Raw genomic sequence first — 24,383 nt, forward strand, 5'->3', positions numbered from 1 at the left:
TGGCGTACACTGCCGGCAAGTCTGTGAGGAACTTCCATGAGCGCTATAACTATTACCGACGCCGCCCATGATTACCTGGCCGATCTGCTCTCCAAGCAGAACACGCCGGGGATCGGCATCCGTATTTTCATCACCCAGCCGGGCACCCAGTACGCCGAAACCTGCATCGCCTACTGCAAGCCAGGCGAAGAAAAGCCCGACGACGAGCCGGTGGGCCTGAAGAGCTTCACCGCTTACCTGGACGCCGTCAGCGTGCCGTTTCTCGAAGACGCGCTGGTCGACTACGCCACCGACCGCATGGGCGGCCAGCTGACCATCAAGGCCCCTAACGCCAAGGTGCCGATGGTCAACGAAGACAGCCCGATCAACGAGCGGATCAACTACTACCTGCAGACCGAGATCAACCCGGGCCTGGCCAGCCACGGCGGCGCCGTGAGCCTGGTCGACGTGGTCGATGACGGCATTGCCGTGCTGCAGTTCGGCGGTGGTTGCCAGGGTTGCGGCCAGGCCGACGTGACGCTCAAGGAAGGCATCGAGCGCACCCTGCTCGAGCGCATTCCGGAGCTCAAGGGCGTGCGTGACGTGACTGACCACAGCCAGAAAGAAAACGCCTACTACTAAGGTGTTTCTTCCTATCGCGGGGCAAGCCCGCTCCCACGCACACAAACCTGCGTGGGAGCGGGCTTGCCCCGCGATGCTTTTAGACGATGCCTGCCTTGATCCCTAGCAACAAACTGTTACGGATTCAACCCCTGCGACAACCGGTCGCGCCCCGTATTCAAAGGGCTGCAGCCCGATCCACCCCGGGTCGGGTGGATGGCCAGGGGGTGGCATGACAGAATGCCCCGGTTTTCTGGCCGGCCCATCCCAAGGGCCGGCACCTTCCCTGTAAAGGATGGTTCCATGACTGATCTGTTGACCCGGCGCGCGGTAGTCGCCGGGATGGGCGTACTGGGGCTTGGCCTGTTGGCGGGTTGCAACCCGGCCCGTGGCCTGGACTTCAAGTACGGCAAGAACATGAGCAACGAGATCCTCGGGCGCAAATTCAAGCTCAAGGACACCCAGGGCAACGAACGCTCCCTGTCGAGCTTCTACGGCAGCATGCCGATGATCTTCTTCGGCTTCACCCAGTGCCCGGCGGTCTGCCCGACTGCGCTGGCGCGCGTGGCGCAGATCCGCAAGTTGCTCCGCGGCCGTGACCTCGAGCTGTTCCAGCCAGTGCTCATCACCCTGGACCCGGAACGCGACACCCCCGAAGTGCTCGATGCCTACGTCAAGGCGTTCGACCCTTCGATCATCGCCCTGACCGGCACCCCCGAGGAAATCGCCGAAGTGGCTCGGGAGTTCAAGGTGTTCTACGAAAAAGTCCCGGTCGGCGACACCTATACCGTCTCTCACTCGTCCACCAGCTACGTCTACGATACCCGTGGCACCCTGCGCCTGAGCCTCGGCCATTCCCTCAATGCCAAGGAATGCACCGAAGACCTGCTCACCCTGATGGAGATTTGCTGAATGTCGATGCAACCGATCAAACGCACCCTGGCTGCCCTGGCTCTGTTCGGCCTGGCCCTGCCGGCCTTCGCCCAGACCACCGTGAGCGACGCCTGGGTGCGCGCCAGTGTGCCGCACCAGCAATCCACCGGTGCCTTCATGACCCTCACCGCCAGCAGCGACAGCAAACTGGTAAGCGTGGCATCGCCCGTAGCCAAGACCGTGCAGGTGCACGAAATGACCATGAATGGCGACGTGATGGGCATGCGTGAGGTCAAGGCGGTCGAACTGCCGGCCGGCAAGCCGGTCACCCTCGACCCGAATGGCTTGCACGTGATGTTGATGGGCCTTAACCAGCAGGTAAAGGACGGTGAGCAGGTGCCACTGACCCTGACCATCGAAGATGCCAAGGGCGCCAAGGAAACCCTGCAGGTGCAGGCAACGGTGCGCCCGCTCACTGCCGAGGCGGGCGGCGGGCATGATCACATGCACATGAAGCACTGATCCAGTTGGGGCCGCTTATGCGGCCCTCACTTTTTCAGCCAGGTGTACAGTCTCCCGCGATGTGCGTTCAGCTACGAAAGCGCGGCAGCGGGCGTTCGATACTCAGTGACGTCAGCGTCTTGCGCACCTGCGCTTCGTCGGCTTCCAAGGCCTTGAGGCTTGCGCGGATCTTGCCGGCGGCGGGCACGTCGCCCTGGCGATCGATCCAGTCGGCGATTTCCTTGCAGGCGCTGCTCAAGTTGGCCTGGCGCTGGGTCATCAGCGACAGCAGATTGGTGATTTCACGTTCGGACATGGCGGGATCCTCCGTTCAGCCCCTTGAGTGTAGCAGTGGCCTGCCAGGCTGCCTGGGGTGGATTGCCGCACGCTGTCAGGGGGTAAGGCAGGCCTGGCGGTAAGCGCCTGGGGTGACGCCATAGGCCTGTTTGAACTGTCGGCTGAAGTGGCTCTGGTCGGCAAAACCCAGGTTGAAGGCGACTTCCAGGGCCGGCAGGCCGCTGCGCAGCAATTCCCGGGCGCGGGTCAGGCGGCGCTGCTTGAGCCAGGCATGGGGTGGCAGGCCGGTGGCCTGGCGAAATACCCGGGCGAAGTGGAAGGGCGAGAGGTTCACCGCCGCCGCCAGGGTTTCCAGCGACGGCGGGTCGGCCAGCTGGCTTTCCAGCAACTCGCGGGCGCGGGCTACCGCCAATGGCTCATGGCCGGGGGCGGCGGGCTCGGCGCAATGGCCATGGCGCTGCACCAGCGCCAATACCGCCTGGCGCCAGGCAGTCTGTTGTTCGAGGGCGCTGGCACCGGCCTCCGAACGCTGGTTCAGCTGGCTGAAAGCCGCGGCCAGTGCCGGGTCCTGGATGACGCTGGCCTTGAACAGCGGCATGCCGTGGCGGCCCAGTTCCAGCTCGTCGAGCACCCCGGTGACCCGTGCGCATTCGGGGTAGAACCCACGGTAGCGCCAACCGGCCTCGTGGGCGGTGGCACCGGTGTGCAACTCGTCGGGGTTGATCAACACCATGCTGCCCACCGGCGCCAGGTGCTCGCTGCCACGGTGCCAGAAGCGCTGGGCGCCAGACTCGATCACCGTGAACACGTAGCCCTCGTGCACATGCGGGGCGAAGCGCTGCTGGAAGTAGCGGGCGTGCAGCATCTCGACGTCGCCCAGCGCCGGTGCTTGCCACAGGTGGGTCTGTTCGCGTTGGGGCGTGGTCATGCCAGCCAGCTGCGCAGCAGGAAGAAGATCAGCATGCTCGCCAGCATGCTCAGCAATACGCTGCGGGTCAACAGCACCAGGGTGATGGCCACCAGCGCGCCGAGCAGGTAGGGGTTGAGCGGGTTCAGATCGAGCTGGTGGCCAGGCAGGAAGATGATCGGCCCGCAGATGGCGGTGAGCATGCCGGGCACGGCAAAACCGAGGAACTGCCGGGCGTTGGAGCTCAACCGCAAGGGCAGGCGCGGTTCCAGAAAGGCATAACGGTTGAGGAATACCACCGCCCCCATGGCGAAGATCAGCAGCCAGATCATGGGCGGCCTCCGGAGAATTTCTGACAGATGAAGCCCGCGGCCATGCCCAGCAGGCCGGCCGCCACCAACGCGGTTTCCCAGTGCCAGAAGCTGAACAGCACCGAGCAGAACAGCGACACCGCCACGCACACCACCGTGGGCAGGTTGCGCACCAGCGGCGCGATCAGCGCGACAAAGGTGGCGACAATGGAGAAGTCCAGGCCCAGCTGATCCAGGTGCGGGATGTTCTGGCCGAGGATGATGCCGGCCAGGGTGAACAGGTTCCACGCCACGTAGAAGGTCAGGCCCACCCCCAGGGCGTACCAGCGGTTGAACTGCTGCTGGTCGTGGTGGCTGGTCAGGGCGAAGAACTCATCGGTGAGCAGGAACCCCAACCCCAGTCGCCAGCGCGTCGGCAACCCCGACAGCACGGGCCGCATCGACAGCCCGTAAAGCAGGTGTTGTGAGGTCAGCAGCAGCGTGGTGAGCAGGATCGAGAACAGGTTGGCGCCGCCCTTGAGCATGCCGATCGCCACCAGTTGTGCGGCACCGGCGAAGACAATGGCCGATAACCCCTGGCCTTGCCAGGCACTGAGGTTGGCTTCGATGGCCATGGAACCGGCAAGCAGCCCCCAGGGGGCGACGGCCAGTGACAGCGGCAGGATGGCGATGGCGCCATGGACGAATGCCTGGCGGGCTAAGGTGGGGTTGGGCATGGGGCACGACAACGAATCGACAGGGTGGGCCAGCATGCCAGAGGTGTCGCCCGCTGGCTTGAACGTTCTTGCTGGTTTGCCGCCAAGGGCTCAGCGATTGCTCAAGTGCTGTTGCGCCGTCGCGCAGCCGTTGATTTCCACCGCCTTCTGTAGCAAAGCCTGGCGCCGCACGGGGTCGAGGTCACTGAGCAGGCGCAAGACTTCGGCCTGGTAGTCGCGCTGGCGCCCCCACTGCAACGCCAGGCCCTGTGGCCGGCTGCGGCTGCAGGTCAGGCGGGTGGCCGGCTGCGGGTAGTAGGGCGCATACAGGGTGGCCATGCGGGGGATCGACTCCAGCGCCTCGCGGTAGGCAGGGCTGCTGTTGTAGGGCCGACACCAACGGGCAATGGCCAGTGCAGGCGGGGCAAAACCTTGCTTGAGGCTGGCTTCCAGCAGGGGACAGGCAGCGTCCGGAATCTGCGTAGTCGGCAGGAAGGTGATGTAGTACAGCGCCAGGCGGTACTGCGCGACCGGGTGATCGAGCGCCACTGATTTCTTCAACAGCGCCACTGCCGTGGGCAGGGTGCGGGCCATGGCCTGGCCCTGGCGGCTCAGTTCGGGGTCGCTTGCAGCGGTACGCAACGGGCTGGCGCTGTCGTCTGCCACGTCCGCCTGTTCCAGTAACGGCAAGGCCTGGCGGTAGAGCAGGTCAGCATGCGGGTCGATGCTCACCTCCAGCGCCTGGGCAGCGAACGTCGTCAGCAGCAGCGGCAGACAGGCCGCACGCAGGGCGCTAAGCCCCAGGCGCGGGTAGACGGCTTGAATGGTCATGGCAGGTGCGGGAGTGCCTCAGGCAAATCAGGTGCGACGACAGCGTATTCTAGCCATCCTCGTCCGCTCGCCGGAAGTCCGGGAAACCCCTATCAGCCCTGCTTGGCCGGCGGCACCCTGCGTTGCGCGTGTTTTTCCTGGGCCAGGCCCAGCTTGGCGGTGATCACCTTGGCCAGGGCATTGTTGCCTTGATCGTTGAAGTGCAGGCGATCGACGAACAGGTCTTCGGCAAAAGCCGGTGAGCTGCTGAGCATGCAGTTCATGTCGTAGCAAGGGACCGGCTCGGCCTGGCTTCTGATGCGTCGAAAGAACGCCGAATGCAGCTGGCGGTCGTAACTGTCACCGAGCAGGCGATCGAAGTTCGTCGGTTGCTTCACCAGCCCGGCCAGCATCGATTGTTCGCCGGCGGGCAGCGTCTCGCGGCACCAGGGCAGCAGCGGCTGGAGGATGAAGGTCAGGCTGGTATGGTCGTCTGCCAGCAGCCGTTCCCATTGGCGCAAGGTGCGGCCGATGCTGTCGGCGGCGCGGGCCAGGCGTTTGTCCGCGGGCGACAAGGCATCGAGCGTCGGCCACTGCGGCGCCTGGCGAGGTGCAACGGCATGCCGCAGCAGCTGCCACCATGATGCGTGGTGCGCCGGCACGGTGTCCTGCACCCCCTCGTTGAAGCGATTGAGAAACGCCAGGTGGGCCTGCGAGCTCTGCGGGTCATGGGCAGCGGCGAGTATCTCGACCAATGCCTCCTGGGCGAGGGTGTTCAACCCGCTCAGTACCACCACATGGCCGAGCTGGCCAAAGCGGTGCTGATGGGTGAGGAACAGCAGCAACTCCTGGGTGGCGTTGAGCCCGCAGCCGGCCAGGCTTAGCCAGGTCTCGCCAGTCAGCAGCGACAGATTGGACGCCACCGTATGTTCATCGGAGCTGGCACCGACCCCCAGCGCGGTAGAGCCCCCCACCAGCAGGTTGATGCGCCCAGCGCCTGCGCACTCGGCCACCGAGAAGCGCTTGCCGGCGCGATGGCTGTAGCGCATCCCCTGTGCGTCGGTGTTGATGGTGCTGGAGCGATAGCCCTGTTCGTGCACGTACAGTGTCTGCGGTGCGCGGCGGCTGCCCAGCTGCAGGAAGCGCTGATAGCTGTCTTGCAACGGCTGCGCAACACCTGTCGTGGGCCTGGCGATCAGGGTCATGGACGCTCCTTGGCGGCGTGCCGCACGGCAGGGCTCAGGCCGCCAGGGCCTTGAGGTTGTAGGCCAGGCCCACGCCGGCGATCAGTAGCAGGGCAACCCCCGAAGCCAGGCTGATCAGGCGGTTGCTGCGCTGCGAGGCGATCTTGCCGATGGCGAAGATGTACAGGCTGAGCACGGCGAAGTCGATGGCGATCCACAGCAGTGACAGCACCACCATGCTTTTGCCGAACGACTCGGTGATCTGGATGAACTGCGGGAAGAACGAGATGAAGAAGATGATGTCCTTGGGATTGGAGATGCCGACCATGAACCCCTGCAGCAGACCGCCGCGGGTGGCCGCTGGCGCTTCGGCTGCGGCCTGCTGTGCTGGTGGGGCCTGCAGGGCTTCGCGCAGGGTGCCCACAGCGATATAGCCGATGAACAGGCAGCCCAGCAGGCTCATGCCGTTGAGCCAGGTTTTGTCGATGGCTGCGCTGGTCATGATGATCCAGGCCGCGACACCGATCAGCACCAGTGAGGCCCAGTTGGTGCCGATGGCGGTGAACAGGGCCTTGCGCGAGCCGGCGGCGGCGGCGGTGTTGACGATCAACGCCACCACCGGGCCAGGTGTGGCGATCAGCAGCAGGACGGTGAGGGCGTAGGTGGCGGTGAGTGCGGTATTCACGTTCAGTTCTCGATCAAAGGGTCAGGTGTTGCGGGGGCATGGAATGGGCAGCGGGCCGGGTTCAGCGAGCCGGGCTCCTGCAGTTGGTACTGTTGCCATTCGAAGTTGTCGTGCTGGCCGAAGAAGCCCAGCGAGGCCGGCATCAGGCCATCGTTGTAGTGCTGCACCCGCTCGCGGATGCGTGCGCGGATCCGCTGGCCGCTGGCGGTGCTGGCACTGGCCACCTCGTCGAAACTTTCCCGCGGGTTGATCACCCAGGCAATGTGTCGGCCCAGGTTGCGGCTTTTCATCAGGCGGTGGGCAGGGAAGTTCATGTTGATGAACAGCGGCATGCCGGCGAAGCAGAACGACCACTGATTATCGTGCGGGTCTTGTGGCACCTCGTGTGGCCAGGGCTGGGGATCACGGCTGTGCACCTGTCGCAGTACGTCCCAGGCCAGGGCCTGCTGGTGTTGCAGCGAGGTGTCGGCGGCGGTTTGCAGGAACACCAGCAACGGGTTGCCGATGCGCTGCTTGAGCGGTATGGGCTCGATGGTGGCGATGTAGTCGGCAAGGCCCCGGGCGATGTCGTCGGCCAGTTGCTCTGCACGGGCGAAGAGGATGTGGCAGGTGCGCGCATTGACCGCCTTGCGCCCGAACAGGCAAGGGAAGTCAGGGTTGGCGAGGGTTTCCTTGAAGTGTTCTATGGCCTTGTGTGTCCAGTGGTGTGGGTTCTGAACATGTTCATCGGCCAGCTCCAGCGCATCCAGGCGGTAGCAATTTCCATAACCCGTAAACATGATTTCCCCAGGTAGTCGCAAATCGGCAGTTAAGGTGGTTTTACCGGCATATCCATACGGTTAACCGCTCTATATTTGTTGTTTCCGGCATTTTCCGAGAAGGGTCACAGGTTGTAAAACGCCTGGAACTATGACCAACTATTAGTCTCGCTCATGCTCTGGAAGCCTCTATGTCGGAACGGATTCAGGCCCTGCACGCCCTGCGTGCCTTCGAAGTCGCCTCGCGCTATGGCTCCTTCACCCGCGCCGCCCAGGAGCTGGCGCTGACCCAGGGCGCGGTCAGCCATCACATCAAGACACTCGAAGCCTTGTTCGGCTGCGACCTGTTCGAGCGGCGCGGCCCCAAGCTGCGCCTGACCGAGCATGGCCGGCTGCTGGCCGAGGAACTCAAGGTCGGCTTCAAGATCATCGAAAACGCCTGTGCCTTGCTGCGCCAGGACCGCTACGGCCTGCGCCTGAAGGCGCCGTCCACGCTGACGGTGCGCTGGCTGCTGCGCGCGCTGGACGGTTTCAAGAAGGTCGACAACAGCTGCGCGGTGCAGCTGTCGAGCGTGTGGATGGACATCGACGCCGTGGACTTCTACTCCGAGCCTTACGACTGCGCCATCCTGCTTGGCAACGGGCGTTTCCCGGCAGATATCGAGAGCCTGAAGCTGTTCGATGAATGGCTGATCCCGGTCTGCCACCCCGACTACCTGCCCGGGCCCGCCCCGGACCTGGCCGTGCTCGAAGGCTGCGAGCTGCTTCACCCTTCACCGGACCGGCGCGACTGGCGGCGCTGGCTGGCGCGGGTGGATGCGCCGCACATCAGCATCGACCAGGGCCAGGTGTTCGATACCCTCGACCAGGGCATCTCGGCGGCCCAGCAGGGCCTGGGCATATCGGTGGTCGACCTGGTGCTGGCCAGCGCCGACCTGGCCGCCGGCAACCTGGTCACGCCCTTCCCGCAGGCAGTCGCGACCGGCGACGGTTATTACATGACCTGGCTCAAATCCAGCCCCAAGGCCCGGCAGATGCACAAGCTGCGCGACTACCTGCTGGCCCGGGTGCCGGCCCTGGCGCACAAGGACATCAGTTACCTGTACGGCTGAGCCCGTTGCCGGGGAACACCCGTTCGAGCATGAAGTCGATGAACACCCGCAATCGCGGCGGCACCTGCCGCCCCGACGGCCACAGCAGGTAGAAGCTGCCGCGCCGTTCGATGAAGTCGTCGAGCACGCTCACCAGGCTGCCGCTGGCCAGCGCGGCGCGCACGCTGAAATCAGGCAGGCAGGTAATGCCGCGGTGGTTGAGGGCAAAGCAGATGCGCGTCTCGACGTGGTTGCAGACCATCGAGATGGGAATCTCATAGTCCTGCTCGGGGTGTTCGCGGCGCAGCGGCCAGGTTTCCAGCTTGCCACTGCTGGGGAAGCGGTAGTGCAGGCAGCGGTGGCCGGCCAGCTCGCGCGGGTGCTCGGGCAGGCCATGCTCGCGCAGGTAGTCGGGGGAGGCCACCAGGCGGTGCTGGAAATGGCCGAGGAACTTGGCGTTCAGGCGCGAATCCAGCGGTTGGCCACCGCGCATCACTACGTCAAAACCCTCGCCGATGATGTCGACCATGCGGTCGCTGAAGTCCAGGTCCAGCTCGATGTCCGGGTAGCGCGCCATGAACTCGGCCAGTGCCGGCATCACCAGCCCGGTCACCTGCGGCAGGCTTACCCGCAGCCGCCCGCGTGGGGCGCCATTGGCCTGCGACAGTTCCTGCTCGGTGGCTTCGATCTCGGCGAGGATGCGCCGGCTGCGCTCGAGAAACAGCGCGCCCTCGGCGGTCAGGGTGATGCTGCGGGTGCTGCGGTGGAACAACCGCACGCCCAGGCGGCCCTCCAGGCGCGCCACGCGTTTGCCCACCGCCGAGGCACTGATGCCCAGCGACTGGCCGGCAGCGACGAAGCTGCGGGTTTCGGCAACCCGGTTGAAAACCACGAAACCGCTGAGGCTGTCCATGTCGTGCTCCGATTGCGGACGTTGATGTCCTGGGTGAGCGGAATTCTACCCATCTTTTTCCGCAGTGCCTCGGCGCCGCAAGATGCCTGCCTTGATCATTGCCCAGGACGACACCCCCATGAACCCTGCCTTCACCGCCGTAGCGGCGCCCGCCAGCGCCACGCGCCTGCCCTTGAGCGGGCTGCTGGCCCTGGCCCTGACCGGCTTTATCGCCATCCTCAGCGAAACCCTGCCCGCCGGTCTGCTCGACCAGGTCGCCAACGGCATGCACATCAGCCAGGCCATGGCCGGGCAATGGGTCACCGCCTACGCGCTGGGTTCGTTGCTCACCGCCATCCCGCTGGTCACCCTGACCCAAGGCTGGCGGCGGCGCCGGGCGCTGCTGCTGGCCATCGCCGGTTTCATCCTGTTCAACGGCCTGACCGCGCTGTCCAGCGACAATCAGCTGACCTTGCTGCTGCGCTTTCTCACCGGCGCCGCCGCCGGCCTGGCCTGGGGCCTGATCGCCGGGCATGCGCGGCGCATGGTGGCACCGGCACAACAAGGCAAGGCGATGGCGCTGGCCATGCTCGGCCAGCCCATCGCCTTGTCGCTGGGCTTGCCCATCGGCACCTGGCTGGGCGCCTGGCTAGGGTGGCGCGCCGCCTTCGTGGTGGTCACCCTGGCGGCCTTGCTGCTGGTGGCCTGGGTGCTGCGCGCGGTGCCGGACTTCCCCGGCCAGTCCGCCGGCAAGCGCCCGGCCGCGCTGGGCGTGCTGCGTACCCCAGGGGTGGCGCGGGTGCTGCTGGTGATCCTGGCGTGGATCCTCGGCCACAACATCCTCTACACCTACATCGTGCCGCTGCTGGCGGCGGCCGGCATGGGCGCCGATGTCGGCCAGGTGCTGATGACCTTCGGCCTGGCTTCGCTGGCGGGCATCGCCCTGGTCGGGCTCGGCGTCGACCGCCATCTGCGCGGCCTGGTGCTGCTGTGCCTGGCCGGTTTCGCCGTGGCCACGTTGGCCCTGGGGCACACCCAGGGTTCGGCCTGGCTGGTGCATGCCAGCGTGGCCTTGTGGGGGCTGACCTATGGCGGCGCCCCGACCCTGCTGCAGACCGCCTGCGCCGACGCGGCGGGCGAGGGCGGCGATGTGGCGCAGTCGATGTTGGTGACGGTGTGGAACACTGCGATCGCCCTGGGCGGGATTATTGGCGGGCTGCTGTTGACCGGGCCCGGGGTCGGCTCGTTCGGTGGCGTGGTGCTGGCGCTCACCGGGCTGGCCTGGCTGCTGGTGTTTGCCGGGCGCCGCGCCGGATTCGTCGCTGGCGCACGCTGATCGGCCGCTGCAGGGTGTAGAATCGCCCTCCAGCAAACCAAGCAAGGACCACGCAGTGCAGCGCCAACAGGGCTTTGTCCTCACCCGCCATTGGCACGACACGCCCGAAGGCACCTGTGTCGAGTTCTGGCTGGCCACCGACCAGGGCCCACGCCACTTGCGCCTGGCGCCGCAACCGTCGGTGGCGTTCATCCCCGTCGCCCAGGCCGAGCATGCCCGGCTGCTGCTGGCCGGTGAGCAGGGGGTCGAGCTCAAGCCGCTGCAACTGCGCGACTTCGACCAGCGCCCGGTGCTGGGCCTGTACTGCCGTCAGCACCGTCAACTGATCGCCCTCGACAAGCGCCTGCGCGCTGCCGGCATCGAGGTGTTCGAAGCCGATATCCGTCCGCCCGAGCGCTATCTGATGGAGCGCTTCATCACCGCCCCGGTGCGTTTCGATGGCCGGCCGGATGCCAACGGCACGCTGATCGACGCCCAGCTCAAGCCCGACCCCGACTACCGCCCGCCGCTGCGCCTGGTCTCCCTCGACATCGAGACCAGCGAGCGTGGCGAGCTGTACAGCATCGGCCTGGAAGGCTGCGGCCAGCGCACGGTGTACATGCTGGGCCCGGCCAATGGCGATGCCAGCCAGGTGGATTTCGACCTGCACTACTGCGACGACCACGCCGGGCTGATCCACTGTCTCAACCAGTGGCTGGCGCGCCACGACCCCGACGCGATCATCGGCTGGAACCTGGTGCAGTTCGACCTGCGCTTGCTGCACGAACACGCCAAGCGGCTGAACGTGCCGCTGTGCCTGGGCCGTGACGGCGCGCCGCTGCACCTGCGCGAGCATGGCAGCCGCAGCCACTTTTTCGCCGAAGCACCGGGGCGGCTGCTGATCGATGGCATCGAGGCGCTGCGTTCAGCCACCTGGAGTTTCCCCTCGTTCAGCCTGGAGAGCGTGGCCCAGCAGTTGCTCGGCGAGGGCAAGGCCATCAGCACCCCCTACCAGCGCATGGACGAGATCAACCGCCAGTTCGCCGAGGACAAGCCGGCACTGGCCCGCTACAACCTCAAGGACTGTGAACTGGTCACGCGGATCTTCGCCCACACCCGGCTGCTCGACTTCCTGCTGGAACGCGCCAGCGTCACCGGCCTGCCGGTGGACCGCAGTGGCGGCTCGGTGGCTGCGTTCTGTCATCTGTATATTCCGCCCATGCACCGCCTGGGTTTTGTCGCGCCCAACCTGGGCAGCCGCCCCGACGAAGCCAGCCCTGGCGGCTTCGTCATGGACTCGCGCCCGGGGCTGTACGACTCGGTACTGGTGCTCGACTACAAGAGCCTGTACCCGTCGATCATCCGCACCTTCCTGATCGACCCGGTGGGCCTGGTTGAAGGCCTGCGCCAGCCGGACGACGCGCACTCGGTCGAGGGTTTCCGGGGCGGGCGCTTCTCGCGCAGCGAGCACTGCCTGCCGGCCATCGTCGAGCGCGTGTGGCAAGGGCGCGAGGCCGCCAAGCGCGACGGCAATGCGCCGTTGTCCCAGGCGCTGAAGATCATCATGAACGCCTTCTACGGCGTGCTCGGTTCCAGTGGTTGCCGGTTCTTCGACCCGCGCCTGGCCTCGTCGATCACCATGCGCGGCCACCAGATCATGCGCCAGACCCGGGCACTGGTGGAGGCGCGGGGCTACGACGTGATTTACGGCGACACCGACTCCACCTTCGTCTGGCTCAAGGGCGCCCATGGCGAGGAGGCCGCGGCGCGCATCGGCCGTGCGCTGGTGGCCGAGGTCAATCAATGGTGGCGCCAGCACCTGGGCGAAACCATGGGGCTGAACAGCGCCTTGGAACTGCAGTTCGAAACCCATTACCGGCGCTTCCTGATGCCTACCATCCGCGGCACCGAAGAGGGCAGCAAGAAGCGCTACGCCGGCCTGGTACAGCGCCAGGATGGCAGCGAGGACGTGGTCTACAAGGGCCTGGAGTCGGTGCGCACCGATTGGTCGCCCCTGGCCCGGCAGTTCCAGCAAACGCTTTACGGGCGGGTGTTCCGTGGCCAGCCGTATCGCGACTACGTGCGTGAAACCGTGCAGCGCCTGCTGGCGGGCGAGGATGACGAACTGCTGGTGTACCGCAAGCGCCTGCGCCGGCCCTTGGCCGACTACCAGCGCAACGTGCCGCCCCATGTGCGCGCCGCGCGCCTGGCCGATGAATACAACGCCCGGCTGGGGCGTCCCAAGCAGTACCAGAACGGCGGCTGGATCAGCTACCTGATCACCACCTCAGGCCCCGAACCGCTGGAGAACCGCCAGTCCCCCATCGACCACCAGCACTACCTGAGTCGTCAGTTGCAGCCGGTGGCCGACGCCATCCTGCCGTTCGTGGGCGATGACTTCGCGGCGCTGACCGGCCAGCAACTGCCGCTGTTCTGACGGTACATATCCACCTCATGCCTGCGCGCCCGCATCCCTAACCTGCCTGCCTTCATTCAATCAGGGAGGGCGGGCGATGACGCCAGCACACGACAAGACCATTGCCGAGCAGTTCCAGGACCGGCTGATCGGCAACGCGCTACCGGCATGGCTGCGGGCTGCCACACCCGAGCAGATCGACGTGCTGCGCCAGGCCATGGCGGCCAGCCTGCAGGCGCGCGAGCAGTGCGCTGAGCTGATGGGCAAGCTGCAAGGCATCGAGGCATTCTGCAGGCCCTTGCTGCGTCAGGCGCTCAAGGACCAGTTGGACGGTCTGGATGATGAGCGCATCGCCTTTCGAACGGGGCACAAAGAGCCGGTGGTCACTTCGCAACCGATCGGCTGGCCAGTGAGCCAGGCCGTGTACTCGAATATTTCGCTGCTTGAGGCGGCCTTGCGTAACTTCACCGCGGACGAAGCGCAAGGCCAGCAACTGGCTGGCAACCGCCTGGTCGATACAGTCGCCAATCGGCCTGGCCTGCCCAGTGCCGGCCGCTTCGCCGGGTTCTGCCGGACGCTCGACCTTGGCGGCCAGTACCAGCGGCACCTGGCCAGCGTCCTGCAGCCACCCGGCGAGGCGGGGCGGCAGGTGCGTGAACTGTTGGCCGGGCATCAGCGTCAGGCCCTGCGGGTGGAGGCGCACATCGCCAGGCTCAAGGGCGAGCTGGACAGCCAGGAGCAGCAGTTGCTGATCGACCTGTGTGCCGACGAGCCCGTGCTGCAGTTGCGTGGCGACCCCGTGCGGGCCCGACGCCTCAAGTTACTGGGCAGCACCCTGGAGCAGATCATCGTGCTGGATGTGCGCGATGAAAGCTGGAGTCCGCTGTACACCTCGTCGCGGCGGGTCATCGTATTCATCCCCGGCGATCCGCTGGCGCCGCTGCGGGCCTACCCGACCCTGCGCCAATTTGCCAACGACCTGGGCAAGCGCCTGCGCACGGCGCCTTACCAGCGTTTCTTCAGCCGCTTCGTGCGCCGGCGTGACAGCCAGGCATTCTTCTCGGCGGTCGTGGAGGGTTATGCGGGGCTGTCCGAGCTGGCCAATATCGACCTGCAAGAACATATGGCGGACTGGCCAGCGCCGCTGTTCGACAACCTGGCCAACACGCTGGTGGCCCAGATCAAGGACGACGCGGCGCAGATCGCCACCCCGGTGGCACAACTGGATCGTGCGGTGCAGCGCGAGCATGACCAGTGCCTGGCCAGCGAGGGCTGGGCGTTGCTCAACCTGGCCGGGCTGTTCGTGCCTGGAGTGGGGCTGGCCCTGCTCGGTGTGGCCGCTTGGCAGCTGTTGGGCGATGTCTTTCACGGCTTCGAGGCCTGGCATGAAGGCGATCGCAGCGCGGCGCTCGACCATCTTTTCCGGGTCGCCGGCGACCTTGTGCTGGTGGCGGCTACCGGTGCCGGGGTGGCGGCAGCCCGGGCCGTCTGGACGCGGGCGGCGTTGGTGGACGAAGGGGTCTCGCACACCCTGGCCGATGGCACGGTGCGACTGTGCAGCGCGGACCTGACCACGTACACCAGCGAGGCACTCCCGGCACTGGCACAACGCGATCGAACTGGCCTGCGGCACCTGGGCAACCGCAGCTGGGTCGAGCTGGATCAACGCTACTACCCCGTCGAGCAGCACGATGGCGGTTGGCGCCTGGCCCCGCGTGACGGCCGTGCCCCGCTGTTGCTGGGCAATGGTGTCGGCGCCTGGCGCCTGTGGTCGGAACAGCCCGGCGAATGGGCCGACGAGATGCACCTGTTCAGGCGCCTGGGGTTGACCGGCTATGCACTGGAAGATGAGGACATCGCGCAAATCCTGCTGGCCACCGACACCCATGCCGATCACCTGCGAGCGGTGCATGTGCAGGGGGTGGCAGCCGACCCGTTGCTGCTCGACTGCACCCGGCGCACCACGCTGGACGTGCGCATCCGCACATTGGTCCGGCAGTTGCGCAGTGGCCAACCGGCAACCGACGCCACGGTCCTGGCCCATGCTCAGGCTCTGCCTGGCGCGCAGGGCCTGTCCGATCAGGCGCTGGCCGAGCGGGTATGGGATGACCGTCGGGCCTTGTTCGAGCGCCTGGAGGCGGCGACCCAGGACAGCGAGACGCCGCCGGCCGCCTTGTTGCGCCGCGACTTCCCGGGCCTGCCCAGCACCGTAGCCCAGGGCCTGGTCGATGGCGCGAACGTAGCCGAGCGTCAGCGTATGGAGGCGGGCGGGCGTGTGCCGCTGGCGCTGGCCGAGGCGGCGCGGCGCGAAGTGCGGCGCGCCCGCGTGGCACGGGTTTACCAGGGGTTCTACCTGGATGTGCCGCAAACCCTGGACCTGGCCCGGGTCGCCCTGGGACTGTGCGAGCACCTGCCCGGCGCCGTGCCAGGCCAGGGGTGGGGGCTTTACCAAGGTTCGCTGTCGGCGTCCCCGTCGTGGGAGGTGGCGCCGGCGCCGCAGGCGCGCCGGCTCGAGCTGTTGCATGCCGCACGAGGCTTCCAGCTGTTCGATGGGCAGGGCAAAGCGTTGACCCAGGCGCCGGGGGATCTGTTCGAGGCGCTGGCGGCCGGCTTCACCGATGAGCAGCGTGATGCACTGGGTGTGGCCGAGCCCTTCGGTCACAACCTGCGGGTGATACTGGGCAGGCTCGCCGCCACGGACCGTACGCGGGTCGAGGGCCTGCTTGGGCAGGCCGGCCCGGTTGGCTGGTTCCGCCCGCCTCGGCGGCTGGCCGACGGGCGTCTGGGCTATCCCCTGAGCGGGCGCGGCGCAGGCCAGGGGCGACCGCGGGCGTTGTACGCCATGGTCCGCGCTGTGTATCCGCTTTTCGAGGACCTGGAAATCGAGCAGTGGGCGCTGCGTCTGCGTAGGGCGGGGCAGCAGATAGAGGTGCAATTGGCGCACCTGGCCAGCGAGCTGTCGGCGTTGCGGGCGACGTTGCGTGACTGGGCCGGTTTCGCCAGCGATGCGTCCGAGCGCCGTGAGCGCAGTCATTTTGCCGAGGCGCTGATACGTGGCTGGCAGCGCATGGGGGCACGGATCTTCGGTAGCACTTTCGAAGTGTCCGGCTACCGCCTGAACCTGCTGGGCATCAGCCTGGACGCTTTGCCCGAGTTGCCCGAGAGCATCAGTTTCGCCCATGTGCGCGAACTGTCGTTTCGTGGCATGGGCCTGCGCAGTGTGTCCCGTGGTTTCTTGCGGGCGTTCCCCGGTGTGCGGGTGCTGGAGCTGAGCGGCAACCGTCTGGAGCGCCTGCCGGAAGGCCTGGAAACGCTTAGCGAGCTGGCTGAGCTGGACCTGTACGACAACCGCATCGCCCTCGACTCGACGCAGGTACACGCGTTGGAACGCTGCACCCACCTGCAATACCTGAACCTGTCGCACAACCCGCTGGGGCGGACCTTCTCGGTGCGCCGGTTGAACCGCTTGCGTAATCTCAACCTGCGTGCGGCGCAATTGCCAGGTGTGCCGTCGGCCTTGCTGGGGCGACTGGAGCTGGTAGTTGCCGACCTGCGCGAGAACCACATCAGCACCTTGCCTGAGCGCTTCTTCCAGACGCCCATATGGATCAGCAGCACGATCCTGCTGGAGGGCAACCCGCTGGATGAGGAGACCTCACTGCGTGTCGAGCTGTACCTGCGTGCCCAACTGGGCGCGAGCGGCGAGGCCGGAGCCATGACGGCATCCTCGCGCCAGGGTTGGCTGCAGGCCCTGGGCGATGCCGCCAGGGCCGAGCATGCCGCAGACTGGGATGCACTGGAGGCCGAGGAAGGCTCAGGTGACTTTTTCGGTTTGCTCGGGCGCCTGCAGGGCACCAGTGATTATCGTCAGCGCCCCGCCGCGCTGGCCGAGCGGGTGTTCAGCATGCTCGAAGCCGCGCGCATTCACGGCGATCTGCGCCAGGCCCTGTTCGAGCAGGCAGCCCAGACCTTGACTTGCCAGGACAGCGTCGCCTTGAGTTTCAGCAACCTGGAACTGCGCATGCTGGTGTGGAAGGCCTGCGCCGAGGCTGGCGCCGGGGGCGAACAGGCGGCCCTGCTGCACCTGGGCAAACAGCTGTGGCGGCTGGAGCAGGTGGAGCGAATCGCCCTGGAAGACATTCAGGCGCGCGGGGCTGCGGGGCGGGATGTCGATCAGATCGAAGTGGTGCTGGCTTATCGCATTGGCTTGCGCGAGGCGCTTGACCTTCCTGCGCAACCCGGTGACATGACCTTCGCCGAGATCGCCAATATCGATACGGCGCAGCTCGACCTGGCCCAGGCGCAGGTGCTGGCGGCCGAGAACACTGAGGACCTTGCCAGGGCGCTGGTAGACCGCGAGTTCTGGCAGCTGTGGCTGGAGCGCGTGCAGGGTGAGCGGCTGGCGGCGCTCGACGAGCCCTATCAAGAGCGCCTGGCCAGCCTGATGGACGGGGCGGGTGCCGAGGGGGAACTGGTGACCCAGGTGAACAGCGTGCGTGACCAGCGTCAGGCGGCGCGGCGGGCCCTGATGCTGGAGCTGACCGAGCAGGCCATGCGTGCGCAAGGCGCCGGCTGACCAGGCGCGGGGGAGGGCGGCGGCTCAGCCGCTGCTGGCGTTGAGCCTGCTGCCGCCGACGAAAATACCCATCCCTTGCAGGAACCCAAGCCTGAACAGGGTGATCAGAGCAACCAGCCAGATCGAGCCCAGGGCAACCTGCAGGACGATGCTGCTAACGCTGATGACAAACGCTTTCAGGGGCGTATTCCTTACTGAATGTGAACAAGCGATGCCTGCCTCGAGGCGCGCGCCTGCTATCACAATGCCTCCAGCCATTGGCCCGCGGGCGGTTGGACTATGCTCAGGGTGTCGCACCCCATTACCACTCAGACATCGCAAGTTACTTTTGCCCGCGTTGTCCGCCGGGTTCGGTGGTTTAGGCTCGCATGTCGGATCTTTCGCCAGGATCTGTAGTCATGAGAATTAACAAGGAGATGCCCATGCTCGTCAGGTCACTGACCCTCGCCACCCTGTTCGCCTTTGCCGTCCCCGCATTGGCCGCCGACAGCGATGCCCCCCTGGCCAAGGAGCAGGGCAAAGCGCGGCCGCTGGTGGTGATTGCGCCCAGCAGCGCCGACCCGACCTTGCGCGGCCTCAACGAGGCCTTGAAAGACCCGGCCGTGCAGGCCGGTTTCAAGGAGCGTGGGCTGGTGCTGTACAGCGTCGCCCAGATGATGGGTAAACGTGAGGACAAGAACCTCGAGCAGCAGACCACCATGGCCCTGATTCGCGAGCTGCAGCTCGGCGCCAGCAAGGGCACCAAGGTGATCCTGGTGGGCAAGGATGGCGAACGCCACGTACTCAAGGATGATGACAGCGGTGAAAAAATCGACCCGCAGGTGATCTTCAAGGCTGTCGACGAACTGCCGGCCAGTGAAAAGGCGGTCACCGCGCCGGAGCCGGTGGCGGTGGCGCCGGCCGAACCCAAGGCCAAGGACAGCAAGCCCGCCAAGCCCGCCAAACCGGCCAAGCCTGCCGAACCGCCCAAGCCTCTGGACGACTGACCGCTCTGCCACGGCCTTCTGCGCCAGCAGGGGGCCTTTCCTGTATCACTGTGTATCTGCGCCTCATCACGACCGACTGGCATACAAAACGCCGCTCATCGCGATACACCCACGACACACCGCGCCGTTTCAATGGCTCCACTTTCCAACCACAAGTGGAGCGACACCATGAAATCGACCCCCAAGACCCTCAGCCTGCTCGGCGCCACCCTGCTCGGTGGCCTGGTTCTGGGCAACAGTGCGTTTGCCGTTGAACCCTTGAGCCAGGGCTACCAGCTGGCAGCGGCCAAGGCCGCCGGTGAAGGCAAATGCGGCGAGGGCAAATGTGGCGGCAGCGGCAAGGCCAGCCAGGCCGAAGGCAAATGTGGTGCCGACGCGAAGGCCGACAAGGCAGAGGGCAAGTGCGGCGAAGGCAAGTGCGGCGCCGAAGGCAAAGGTAAAGCCTGATCCCCTTGCTGTAGCGTGGCGCCTTGGGCGCCGCGCGCTTTTCTGGAGGCTGACCCATGAATGCGCAACCTTTGCACACAGGCCTCGGCCTGCGTCGCGGCCTGCTGCCCGAGTTACTGGCGATGCCGGCCGGCGCGGTCGATTTTCTCGAATGCGCCCCGGAGAACTGGATCGGGGTCGGCGGTGTTTACGGTCAAGGCCTGGCGCAGCTGGCCGAGCGCTTCGCCATTGCCTGCCACGGCCTGTCATTGTCGCTGGGCGGCACCGCGCCACTGGACGTCGCCTTTCTCGCCCGCACCCGGCAGTTCCTCGACCGTCATCAGGTGCGCCTGTACAGCGAGCACCTGAGCTACTGCAGCGACGACGGCCATCTCTACGACCTGATGCCGATCCCGTTCACCGACGAGGCCGTGCGACAGGTGGCGGCACGTATCCGCCAGGCCCAGGACCTGCTGGGCCGGCGCATTGCGGTCGAGAACATCAGCTATTACGCCGCCCCCTACCAGGCCATGAGTGAACTGCAGTTCATCCGCGCGGTACTCGACGAGGCCGATTGCGACCTGCTGCTGGACGTCAACAACGTCTTCGTCAATGCCTGCAACCACCGCTATGACGCCCAGGCGTTCCTCGCCGGCATCCCCCGCGAGCGGGTAGTGGGCATGCATGTGGCGGGGCATTACGACGAGGCCCCGGACCTTAAGGTCGATACCCATGGCGCACCGGTCAAGGCGGATGTCTGGGCCTTGTTCGCCAGCGCCTGCCAGCGTTTCGGCGCCCACCCCACGGTGCTCGAGCGCGACTTCAACTACCCGCCGCTGGCCGAGCTGCTGGCCGAGACGGCGCACATCCGCGCCCTGCAACAGCGCCACGGAGCACCCTGCCATGCCTGAAACCCTGCGCGAGCAACAGTTCACCCTGGCCCGGCACCTGCGCGACCCGGCCGCCAACCCGCCACCGCCGGGTATCGAGGCGCGGCGCCTGAAGGTCTATCGCGAGCTGTTCTACGGCGCTATCGAAAGCCTGCTGGCCGGCAGTTTCCCGGTGTTGCGGCAAACCCTCGGTGAGCAACGCTGGCATGCCCGGGTACACGACTTCTACGCCAACTACCGCAGTCAGACGCCGTTGTTCACCGAAATCGCCGAGGCGTTCATCGATTACCTGCAAGGCATCGACCTCGATACGCCCTGGCAACTGGAACTGGCGCATTACGAATGGGTCGAGGCGCAGCTGTACCTGAGCGATGCGCAAGACCCGCCCCATCACCCCGACGGTGATCTGCTGGCCGGCGAGCCGTTGCTGTCCTGTGTGGCCCGCGTGTTGGCCTATCGTTGGCCGGTGGAGCGCATCGGCCCGGACTTCCAGCCGAGCGAAGCGCCCGAGGCACCGACCTTGCTGCTGGTGTACCGCGATATCGACCTGCAGGTTCGCTTCGCCCGCCTGGCGCCATTGGCCTGGCAGTTGCTGGTTGGTTTGCCTGGCACTGGAAGGCAACGTCTACGTGCACTGGGCAAGGATGAAGCGGATGGCCTGGCGCTGCTGGAGCAGTTGCGCGGGCAGGGTGTCATCGTCGGGACCAGGCTTTGAGGCTGCAGCCGACCTACACCTCGGCCTGCTTGCCCGGCGTTACGGCCTCGGTTTTTTTCGCAGGCTTCAAGCGCGACACCGCGAACAACACCACGGCCAGCCCGATCACCTGGTACAGCGAAATCGCCTCGCCCAGGATCGCCCAAGACGCCAGCACCGTCAGTACCGGCCCCAGGTTGCCCACTGCCGCAGTGTGAGTCGGCCCCAGGCGCTGGATCGCCAAGGCCACCCAGTAGATTGGCAGCACCGTGGAAAACAGCGCCATCATTGCCGCATTCCCCCATACCGCCCCAGGCAGCTCGAACAGTGGCGCCACCTCGGCCACCGACAGGTAATGGGCCAGCACCATCAGCGACGAGGCTGTGCCACACAACCCGGCCAGGCGCATCGAGCCCATGCGTTTGAGCATCGCCCCGGTGCCGGCGTAATACAGCGCATAGGTCACCGCGCTGGCGAACACCCACACCGCGCCAAGCACCACCTGGCCGCCCACCCCCGTGACGCTGATGTCGTGGACAAAGGCGACGCCCAGCCCCAGGTAGCACAGGCCCATGGCCGCCAGGGTGCGCAGGGTGGGGCGCTCGCGTTGGGCAACGGCCTGGATCAGCAGCACCAGGGTTGGGTAGGTGAACAGGATCAGCCGCTCCAACCCGGCGCTGATGTACTGCAAGCCGTAGAAGTCGAAAAGGCTCGCCAGGTAATAACCGAACAGCCCGAGCAGCGCCACGCGCAGCCCGTCCCCAGGCGTGAGCGCGCTACCGCCTTGCTTGCGACTGAACCACACAAGCCAGGCGAACAACGGCAAGGACATGGCCATGCGCAGCGCCAGCAGGCTGATCGCATCCACGGGCCCTGCGGCGTAGGCGAGCTTGACGAAGATTGCCTTGAAGCTGAAACCCAGCGCCGCGAGCGCGGCGTAGAGGCTGCCATTGGCAAGGGCACGGTGGAGCGGGGCGGGCAGGCGGGGCATGGCGGGTCCGTGGCGAAATGAGTACTGGCCAACGATGTGCCGGCCGACAAGCGTTTCGACCATAACCTGTCGGACTCCACAAATCACCCAACGCCGCACTTAGCACAGCGAGCCAGTCTGCTGCGACCTGCGTTCGCATGCATGAATCGGATGAGTGCCATCATTTGAATGGCAACCCTCCTGCGAAAACCCCTACGAACGCATACAATCCTTCCTTTAGAAACGTAAGACACAGGCTACCCCGTTCATGGCGTTCGACGCTTCCACCATCCTCACGCTCACCATCGCCCTTGCGGCTGCCGCCGCCCTGTACCTGGCGGTGGAGTGGAGCAGCGTGCGCGAGTCTTCGCTGCTGTGCTGGAGCGCCAGCTTCGCCATCATCAGCGTCGGTTCTTCCCTGGCCCTGCTGCGCAGCAGCGGCTACCTGTTCATCGGCGTGTGGTTTGCCAACGGCATGTTGATCAGCGCCCATTGGCTGTTCCTGCTGGGTGTGTCGCGTTTCACCGAAACGCGCCTGTCGCGGGCCTGGTACCTGATCATCCCGGCCTGGCTGGCCATGTTGCTGTTGCCGGACTGGCCGCAGTGGTCGAAGACCTTGCTGGTGGTCCAGTCAAGCATGATCGCGCTGCTCACCCTGCAGGCCAGCTGGCTGCTGCGTCCCCATGGCAAATCGTTCAGCGTCGGCGCGGTGCAGCTGCGTTACATCCTGCTGTTCCACGGCCTGTTCTACCTGGCCAAGACCCTGCCGGCACTGCTGCCGGGCACGCTGATCGACCTCAGTGCCTTCCGTGGCCAGATCATCCAGGTCTCCTTGGTGGAAGGCGCGATGGCGATCATGCTGATCGCCCTGTCGATGACCGGCACCGTGCGCTACCGCCGCGAAGAGCGCATCGAGCGCCTGGCCGCGCGCGACCCGCTGACCGCGCTGTACAACCGCCGTGCCCTGGAAGTGCGGGCGCCGGCCCTGTTCAAGGACGTCGCGCCCGAGCGCCCCGGCGCCTTGCTGCTGATCGACATCGATCACTTCAAACTGGTCAACGACCTGCACGGGCATGGCGCCGGCGACCGCCTGTTGATCGCCCTCAGCGAGATGATCCGCGCGCTGTTGCCGGAACGGTCGATTGCCGCACGCCTGGGCGGCGACGAGTTCGTGATCCTGCTGGCCGATGCGTCACGGGGACGTATCGAGGCACTGGCCGAGGCCTTGCGCCAGCAGTTCCAGCACACCGCCGCGCACGCCTGCGCTACCCCCGAAGCGGTGACCCTGAGCATCGGTGCCCACCTGTTCGACCGCCCGCCGGCCAGCCTGGCGGCACTGATCGAGCAGGGCGACCGGTTGCTGTATGCGTCCAAGCGAGCCGGGCGCAACAGCTTGCAGTTGATGGATGGATCGCGCAGCGCTGTCTGACCAGGCTCAGATCAGGCCATTTTGCAGTGCCTCGATGAAGGCGCTCTCTGCGCGGCTCAGCCGCTGCTCGCGGTTCCACAGCAGGTGAATATCCACATCGCCGATCCCCTCCAGCGGCGGTAGCTTCCACAAAAGCCCCGCCGCGACATCCGGCGCCACCACATGCTCGGGCAGGCAGCCGATGCCAAAACCGGCGATCACCAGGCGCCGCACTTCCTCCAGGCTCGGCGATGAAGCAACGATGCGCCCTGCAAAGCCCTGCTGGTCACGGAAGATGGTCAGCGGCGAAAGCATCCCGCCGATCTGGTCGCTGGTGAAGCTGACGAAATTCTCCCGCTGCAGGTCGCTCTGGTGCTGGCCGAACAGGGCATGGTGCTTGCCGCAGAAGAACGCGTAGCGCTGGCGCAGAAACAGGCGCTGCTCCAGGCGCGGCTGTGGCCGGCGGTTGAGGCTGAGCCCGGCGGTGGCGGTTTTTTCCTGCAGCGCCGCGACGATGTCCGAGCTGCGCATCACGTCGATTTCCAGCTCCACCCGCGGGTGCTGGCGGTGGAAGTCGGCCAGGCAGTCATCGAGGCGTTCGCTGACGACACGGCTGATCATCAGCAGGCGCACCTTGCCCACCAGTTCGTCCGCCGGTTGCTCCAGCAGGCCGCCGATCTGCGACATCTGCCCGTACACCTCACCGGCCAGTTCGAACAATTGCTCGCCCACCTCGGTGAGCACGAAGCGCGGCCCACGGCGGGCGATGAGCTGGCGCCCGAGTTGCTCTTCCAGGCGCTTGAGCGCCTGGCTTACTGCCGGTTGCGTCAGGTGCAGGCGGGCGGCGGCGCGGCTGATCGACAGCTCCTGGCCGATTACTCGGAAGGTACGCAGCAGGTTCCAGTCGAGTCGGTCGTTGAGCAGGCGGTCGGGCATGTCGGGCTCTTTATAAGCAGGGTTAATAATGCGAATAATAAATAGAAAATTGACTAATCATAGGGGCGAGCCGAAAAATCGCAGTCATTGAAGCGCAGGCCTGCCAGTTCGGCGTCGCTTGCTTCGCGGGTAAACCCGCTCCCACAGGGTAGGCGCAAGACC

At 66.0% G+C, this 24,383-nt stretch carries 23 protein-coding genes and 1 pseudogene; 12 read left to right on the forward strand and 12 right to left on the reverse strand.

Translation table 11 applies throughout. From position 1 onward, the window contains the following. Positions 1-36: 36 nt before the first annotated feature. The 3 genes from nfuA (at position 37) to ACQ4N9_RS00605 (ending at position 1,995) form a co-directional block, all read left to right on the forward strand. Positions 37-621 (forward strand): Fe-S biogenesis protein NfuA, encoded by a 585-nt coding sequence (nfuA, locus tag ACQ4N9_RS00595; RefSeq protein WP_110996563.1) that lies wholly within the window; start codon positions 37-39, stop codon positions 619-621. 282 nt (positions 622-903) lie between these two features. Continuing rightward, entirely contained in the window at positions 904-1,512 is a 609-nt protein-coding gene (locus ACQ4N9_RS00600; protein WP_390967596.1) for an SCO family protein, read from the forward strand. Then, positions 1,513-1,995: a copper chaperone PCu(A)C gene (locus ACQ4N9_RS00605; protein ID WP_110996176.1), complete on the forward strand. Its 483-nt coding sequence runs from the start codon at positions 1,513-1,515 to the stop codon at positions 1,993-1,995. A gap of 67 nt (positions 1,996-2,062) precedes the next feature. Here ACQ4N9_RS00605 and ACQ4N9_RS00610 read toward each other — a convergent pair whose 3' ends face one another. The 8 genes from ACQ4N9_RS00610 to ACQ4N9_RS00645 all read right to left on the reverse strand — a co-directional run bounded on the left by ACQ4N9_RS00610 (position 2,063) and on the right by ACQ4N9_RS00645 (position 7,642). Next, positions 2,063-2,290, reverse strand: a complete 228-nt coding sequence (locus ACQ4N9_RS00610) for a hypothetical protein (protein WP_110996175.1) — start codon at positions 2,288-2,290, stop codon at positions 2,063-2,065. 75 nt (positions 2,291-2,365) lie between these two features. Next, complete coding sequence (locus tag ACQ4N9_RS00615; protein WP_390967597.1) at positions 2,366-3,199, reverse strand: AraC family transcriptional regulator; 834 nt, start codon at positions 3,197-3,199, stop codon at positions 2,366-2,368. Next, positions 3,196-3,510 (reverse strand): AzlD domain-containing protein, encoded by a 315-nt coding sequence (locus ACQ4N9_RS00620; protein ID WP_125464545.1) that lies wholly within the window; start codon positions 3,508-3,510, stop codon positions 3,196-3,198. The genes ACQ4N9_RS00615 and ACQ4N9_RS00620 overlap by 4 nt, the downstream gene beginning before the upstream one ends. Next, positions 3,507-4,205, reverse strand: a complete 699-nt coding sequence (locus ACQ4N9_RS00625; RefSeq protein WP_125859123.1) for an AzlC family ABC transporter permease — start codon at positions 4,203-4,205, stop codon at positions 3,507-3,509. The genes ACQ4N9_RS00620 and ACQ4N9_RS00625 overlap by 4 nt, the downstream gene beginning before the upstream one ends. 90 nt (positions 4,206-4,295) lie before the next feature. Continuing rightward, complete coding sequence (locus tag ACQ4N9_RS00630; protein WP_390967598.1) at positions 4,296-5,015, reverse strand: sel1 repeat family protein; 720 nt, start codon at positions 5,013-5,015, stop codon at positions 4,296-4,298. A 92-nt stretch (positions 5,016-5,107) separates the two neighbouring features. Beyond that, entirely contained in the window at positions 5,108-6,199 is a 1,092-nt protein-coding gene (locus ACQ4N9_RS00635; RefSeq protein ID WP_390967599.1) for a hypothetical protein, read from the reverse strand. A 34-nt stretch (positions 6,200-6,233) separates the two neighbouring features. Then, a complete protein-coding gene (locus ACQ4N9_RS00640) occupies positions 6,234-6,863 on the reverse strand; it encodes a LysE family translocator (protein WP_125464542.1) in 630 nt (209 codons plus the stop codon). A gap of 2 nt (positions 6,864-6,865) precedes the next feature. After that, positions 6,866-7,642: a YqcI/YcgG family protein gene (locus tag ACQ4N9_RS00645; protein ID WP_390967600.1), complete on the reverse strand. Its 777-nt coding sequence runs from the start codon at positions 7,640-7,642 to the stop codon at positions 6,866-6,868. Between the two features lie 170 nt (positions 7,643-7,812). Between ACQ4N9_RS00645 and ACQ4N9_RS00650 the strand changes: the two genes are divergently transcribed. Next, complete coding sequence (locus ACQ4N9_RS00650; protein ID WP_390967601.1) at positions 7,813-8,733, forward strand: LysR substrate-binding domain-containing protein; 921 nt, start codon at positions 7,813-7,815, stop codon at positions 8,731-8,733. Here ACQ4N9_RS00650 and ACQ4N9_RS00655 read toward each other — a convergent pair. Next, on the reverse strand, positions 8,714-9,625 hold the full coding sequence (locus ACQ4N9_RS00655) for a LysR family transcriptional regulator (protein WP_390967602.1): 912 nt from the start codon (positions 9,623-9,625) through the stop codon (positions 8,714-8,716). The genes ACQ4N9_RS00650 and ACQ4N9_RS00655 overlap by 20 nt on opposite strands. A 118-nt stretch (positions 9,626-9,743) precedes the next feature. Between ACQ4N9_RS00655 and ACQ4N9_RS00660 the strand changes: the two genes are divergently transcribed. The 3 genes from ACQ4N9_RS00660 to ACQ4N9_RS00670 all read left to right on the forward strand — a co-directional run bounded on the left by ACQ4N9_RS00660 (position 9,744) and on the right by ACQ4N9_RS00670 (position 17,911). Further along, a complete protein-coding gene (locus ACQ4N9_RS00660) occupies positions 9,744-10,940 on the forward strand; it encodes an MFS transporter (RefSeq protein WP_390967628.1) in 1,197 nt (398 codons plus the stop codon). Positions 10,941-10,995: 55 nt separating this feature from the next. After that, positions 10,996-13,356 (forward strand): DNA polymerase II, encoded by a 2,361-nt coding sequence (locus ACQ4N9_RS00665; RefSeq protein ID WP_390967603.1) that lies wholly within the window; start codon positions 10,996-10,998, stop codon positions 13,354-13,356. Between the two features lie 76 nt (positions 13,357-13,432). Continuing rightward, positions 13,433-17,911 carry an NEL-type E3 ubiquitin ligase domain-containing protein gene (locus tag ACQ4N9_RS00670; RefSeq protein WP_390967604.1) on the forward strand — a complete coding sequence of 1,493 codons (4,479 nt, stop codon included), beginning with the start codon at positions 13,433-13,435 and terminating at the stop codon, positions 17,909-17,911. Positions 17,912-17,935: 24 nt separating this feature from the next. On the opposite strand, the gene ACQ4N9_RS00675 is transcribed toward ACQ4N9_RS00670, so the two are convergent. After that, entirely contained in the window at positions 17,936-18,169 is a 234-nt protein-coding gene (locus ACQ4N9_RS00675; protein ID WP_390967605.1) for a hypothetical protein, read from the reverse strand. Positions 18,170-18,333: 164 nt separating this feature from the next. Here ACQ4N9_RS00675 and ACQ4N9_RS00680 point away from each other — a divergent pair, with 164 nt between their 5' ends. The 4 genes and pseudogenes from ACQ4N9_RS00680 (at position 18,334) to ACQ4N9_RS00695 (ending at position 20,928) form a co-directional block, all read left to right on the forward strand. Then, positions 18,334-18,897, forward strand: coding sequence for a DUF4174 domain-containing protein (locus tag ACQ4N9_RS00680; RefSeq protein WP_390967606.1), 564 nt, complete (start codon positions 18,334-18,336; stop codon positions 18,895-18,897). Positions 18,898-19,065: 168 nt separating this feature from the next. Continuing rightward, positions 19,066-19,320: pseudogene (locus ACQ4N9_RS00685) on the forward strand (HvfA family oxazolone/thioamide-modified RiPP metallophore); the annotation flags it as partial. Between the two features lie 80 nt (positions 19,321-19,400). Further along, positions 19,401-20,234 (forward strand): HvfB family MNIO-type RiPP peptide maturase, encoded by an 834-nt coding sequence (locus ACQ4N9_RS00690; RefSeq protein WP_390967607.1) that lies wholly within the window; start codon positions 19,401-19,403, stop codon positions 20,232-20,234. Then, a complete protein-coding gene (locus ACQ4N9_RS00695; RefSeq protein ID WP_390967608.1) occupies positions 20,227-20,928 on the forward strand; it encodes an HvfC family RiPP maturation protein in 702 nt (233 codons plus the stop codon). The genes ACQ4N9_RS00690 and ACQ4N9_RS00695 overlap by 8 nt, the downstream gene beginning before the upstream one ends. 13 nt (positions 20,929-20,941) lie before the next feature. On the opposite strand, the gene ACQ4N9_RS00700 is transcribed toward ACQ4N9_RS00695, so the two are convergent. After that, the gene (locus ACQ4N9_RS00700; RefSeq protein WP_390967609.1) at positions 20,942-21,898 is read right to left on the reverse strand and encodes a DMT family transporter; all 957 of its coding nucleotides are present in this window, start codon (positions 21,896-21,898) and stop codon (positions 20,942-20,944) included. 247 nt (positions 21,899-22,145) lie between these two features. On the opposite strand from ACQ4N9_RS00700, the gene ACQ4N9_RS00705 reads away from it, so the two are divergent. After that, complete coding sequence (locus ACQ4N9_RS00705; RefSeq protein ID WP_390967610.1) at positions 22,146-23,306, forward strand: GGDEF domain-containing protein; 1,161 nt, start codon at positions 22,146-22,148, stop codon at positions 23,304-23,306. Positions 23,307-23,312: 6 nt separating this feature from the next. Here ACQ4N9_RS00705 and ACQ4N9_RS00710 read toward each other — a convergent pair whose 3' ends face one another. Then, positions 23,313-24,221: a LysR family transcriptional regulator gene (locus ACQ4N9_RS00710; protein ID WP_390967611.1), complete on the reverse strand. Its 909-nt coding sequence runs from the start codon at positions 24,219-24,221 to the stop codon at positions 23,313-23,315. Between the last annotated feature and the right edge of the window lie 162 nt (positions 24,222-24,383).

This window comes from Pseudomonas sp. ES1 (genome assembly GCF_050586605.1).
Taxonomy (GTDB): Bacteria; Pseudomonadota; Gammaproteobacteria; order Pseudomonadales; family Pseudomonadaceae; genus Aquipseudomonas; species Aquipseudomonas sichuanensis.

Coding starts and splice junctions, on each gene's coding strand:
- ACQ4N9_RS00680 (WP_390967606.1), top strand. CDS start 18,334: ATGCTCGTCAGGTCACTGACCCTCGCCACCCTGTTCGCCTTTGCCGTC.
- ACQ4N9_RS00650 (WP_390967601.1), top strand. CDS start 7,813: ATGTCGGAACGGATTCAGGCCCTGCACGCCCTGCGTGCCTTCGAAGTC.
- ACQ4N9_RS00655 (WP_390967602.1), bottom strand. CDS start 9,625: ATGGACAGCCTCAGCGGTTTCGTGGTTTTCAACCGGGTTGCCGAAACC.
- ACQ4N9_RS00710 (WP_390967611.1), bottom strand. CDS start 24,221: ATGCCCGACCGCCTGCTCAACGACCGACTCGACTGGAACCTGCTGCGT.
- ACQ4N9_RS00610 (WP_110996175.1), bottom strand. CDS start 2,290: ATGTCCGAACGTGAAATCACCAATCTGCTGTCGCTGATGACCCAGCGC.
- ACQ4N9_RS00675 (WP_390967605.1), bottom strand. CDS start 18,169: ATGGCTGGAGGCATTGTGATAGCAGGCGCGCGCCTCGAGGCAGGCATC.
- ACQ4N9_RS00615 (WP_390967597.1), bottom strand. CDS start 3,199: ATGACCACGCCCCAACGCGAACAGACCCACCTGTGGCAAGCACCGGCG.
- ACQ4N9_RS00645 (WP_390967600.1), bottom strand. CDS start 7,642: ATGTTTACGGGTTATGGAAATTGCTACCGCCTGGATGCGCTGGAGCTG.
- ACQ4N9_RS00660 (WP_390967628.1), top strand. CDS start 9,744: ATGAACCCTGCCTTCACCGCCGTAGCGGCGCCCGCCAGCGCCACGCGC.
- ACQ4N9_RS00700 (WP_390967609.1), bottom strand. CDS start 21,898: ATGCCCCGCCTGCCCGCCCCGCTCCACCGTGCCCTTGCCAATGGCAGC.
- ACQ4N9_RS00600 (WP_390967596.1), top strand. CDS start 904: ATGACTGATCTGTTGACCCGGCGCGCGGTAGTCGCCGGGATGGGCGTA.
- ACQ4N9_RS00695 (WP_390967608.1), top strand. CDS start 20,227: ATGCCTGAAACCCTGCGCGAGCAACAGTTCACCCTGGCCCGGCACCTG.
- ACQ4N9_RS00635 (WP_390967599.1), bottom strand. CDS start 6,199: ATGACCCTGATCGCCAGGCCCACGACAGGTGTTGCGCAGCCGTTGCAA.
- ACQ4N9_RS00620 (WP_125464545.1), bottom strand. CDS start 3,510: ATGATCTGGCTGCTGATCTTCGCCATGGGGGCGGTGGTATTCCTCAAC.
- ACQ4N9_RS00605 (WP_110996176.1), top strand. CDS start 1,513: ATGTCGATGCAACCGATCAAACGCACCCTGGCTGCCCTGGCTCTGTTC.
- ACQ4N9_RS00690 (WP_390967607.1), top strand. CDS start 19,401: ATGAATGCGCAACCTTTGCACACAGGCCTCGGCCTGCGTCGCGGCCTG.
- ACQ4N9_RS00670 (WP_390967604.1), top strand. CDS start 13,433: ATGACGCCAGCACACGACAAGACCATTGCCGAGCAGTTCCAGGACCGG.
- ACQ4N9_RS00630 (WP_390967598.1), bottom strand. CDS start 5,015: ATGACCATTCAAGCCGTCTACCCGCGCCTGGGGCTTAGCGCCCTGCGT.
- nfuA (WP_110996563.1), top strand. CDS start 37: ATGAGCGCTATAACTATTACCGACGCCGCCCATGATTACCTGGCCGAT.
- ACQ4N9_RS00625 (WP_125859123.1), bottom strand. CDS start 4,205: ATGCCCAACCCCACCTTAGCCCGCCAGGCATTCGTCCATGGCGCCATC.
- ACQ4N9_RS00705 (WP_390967610.1), top strand. CDS start 22,146: ATGGCGTTCGACGCTTCCACCATCCTCACGCTCACCATCGCCCTTGCG.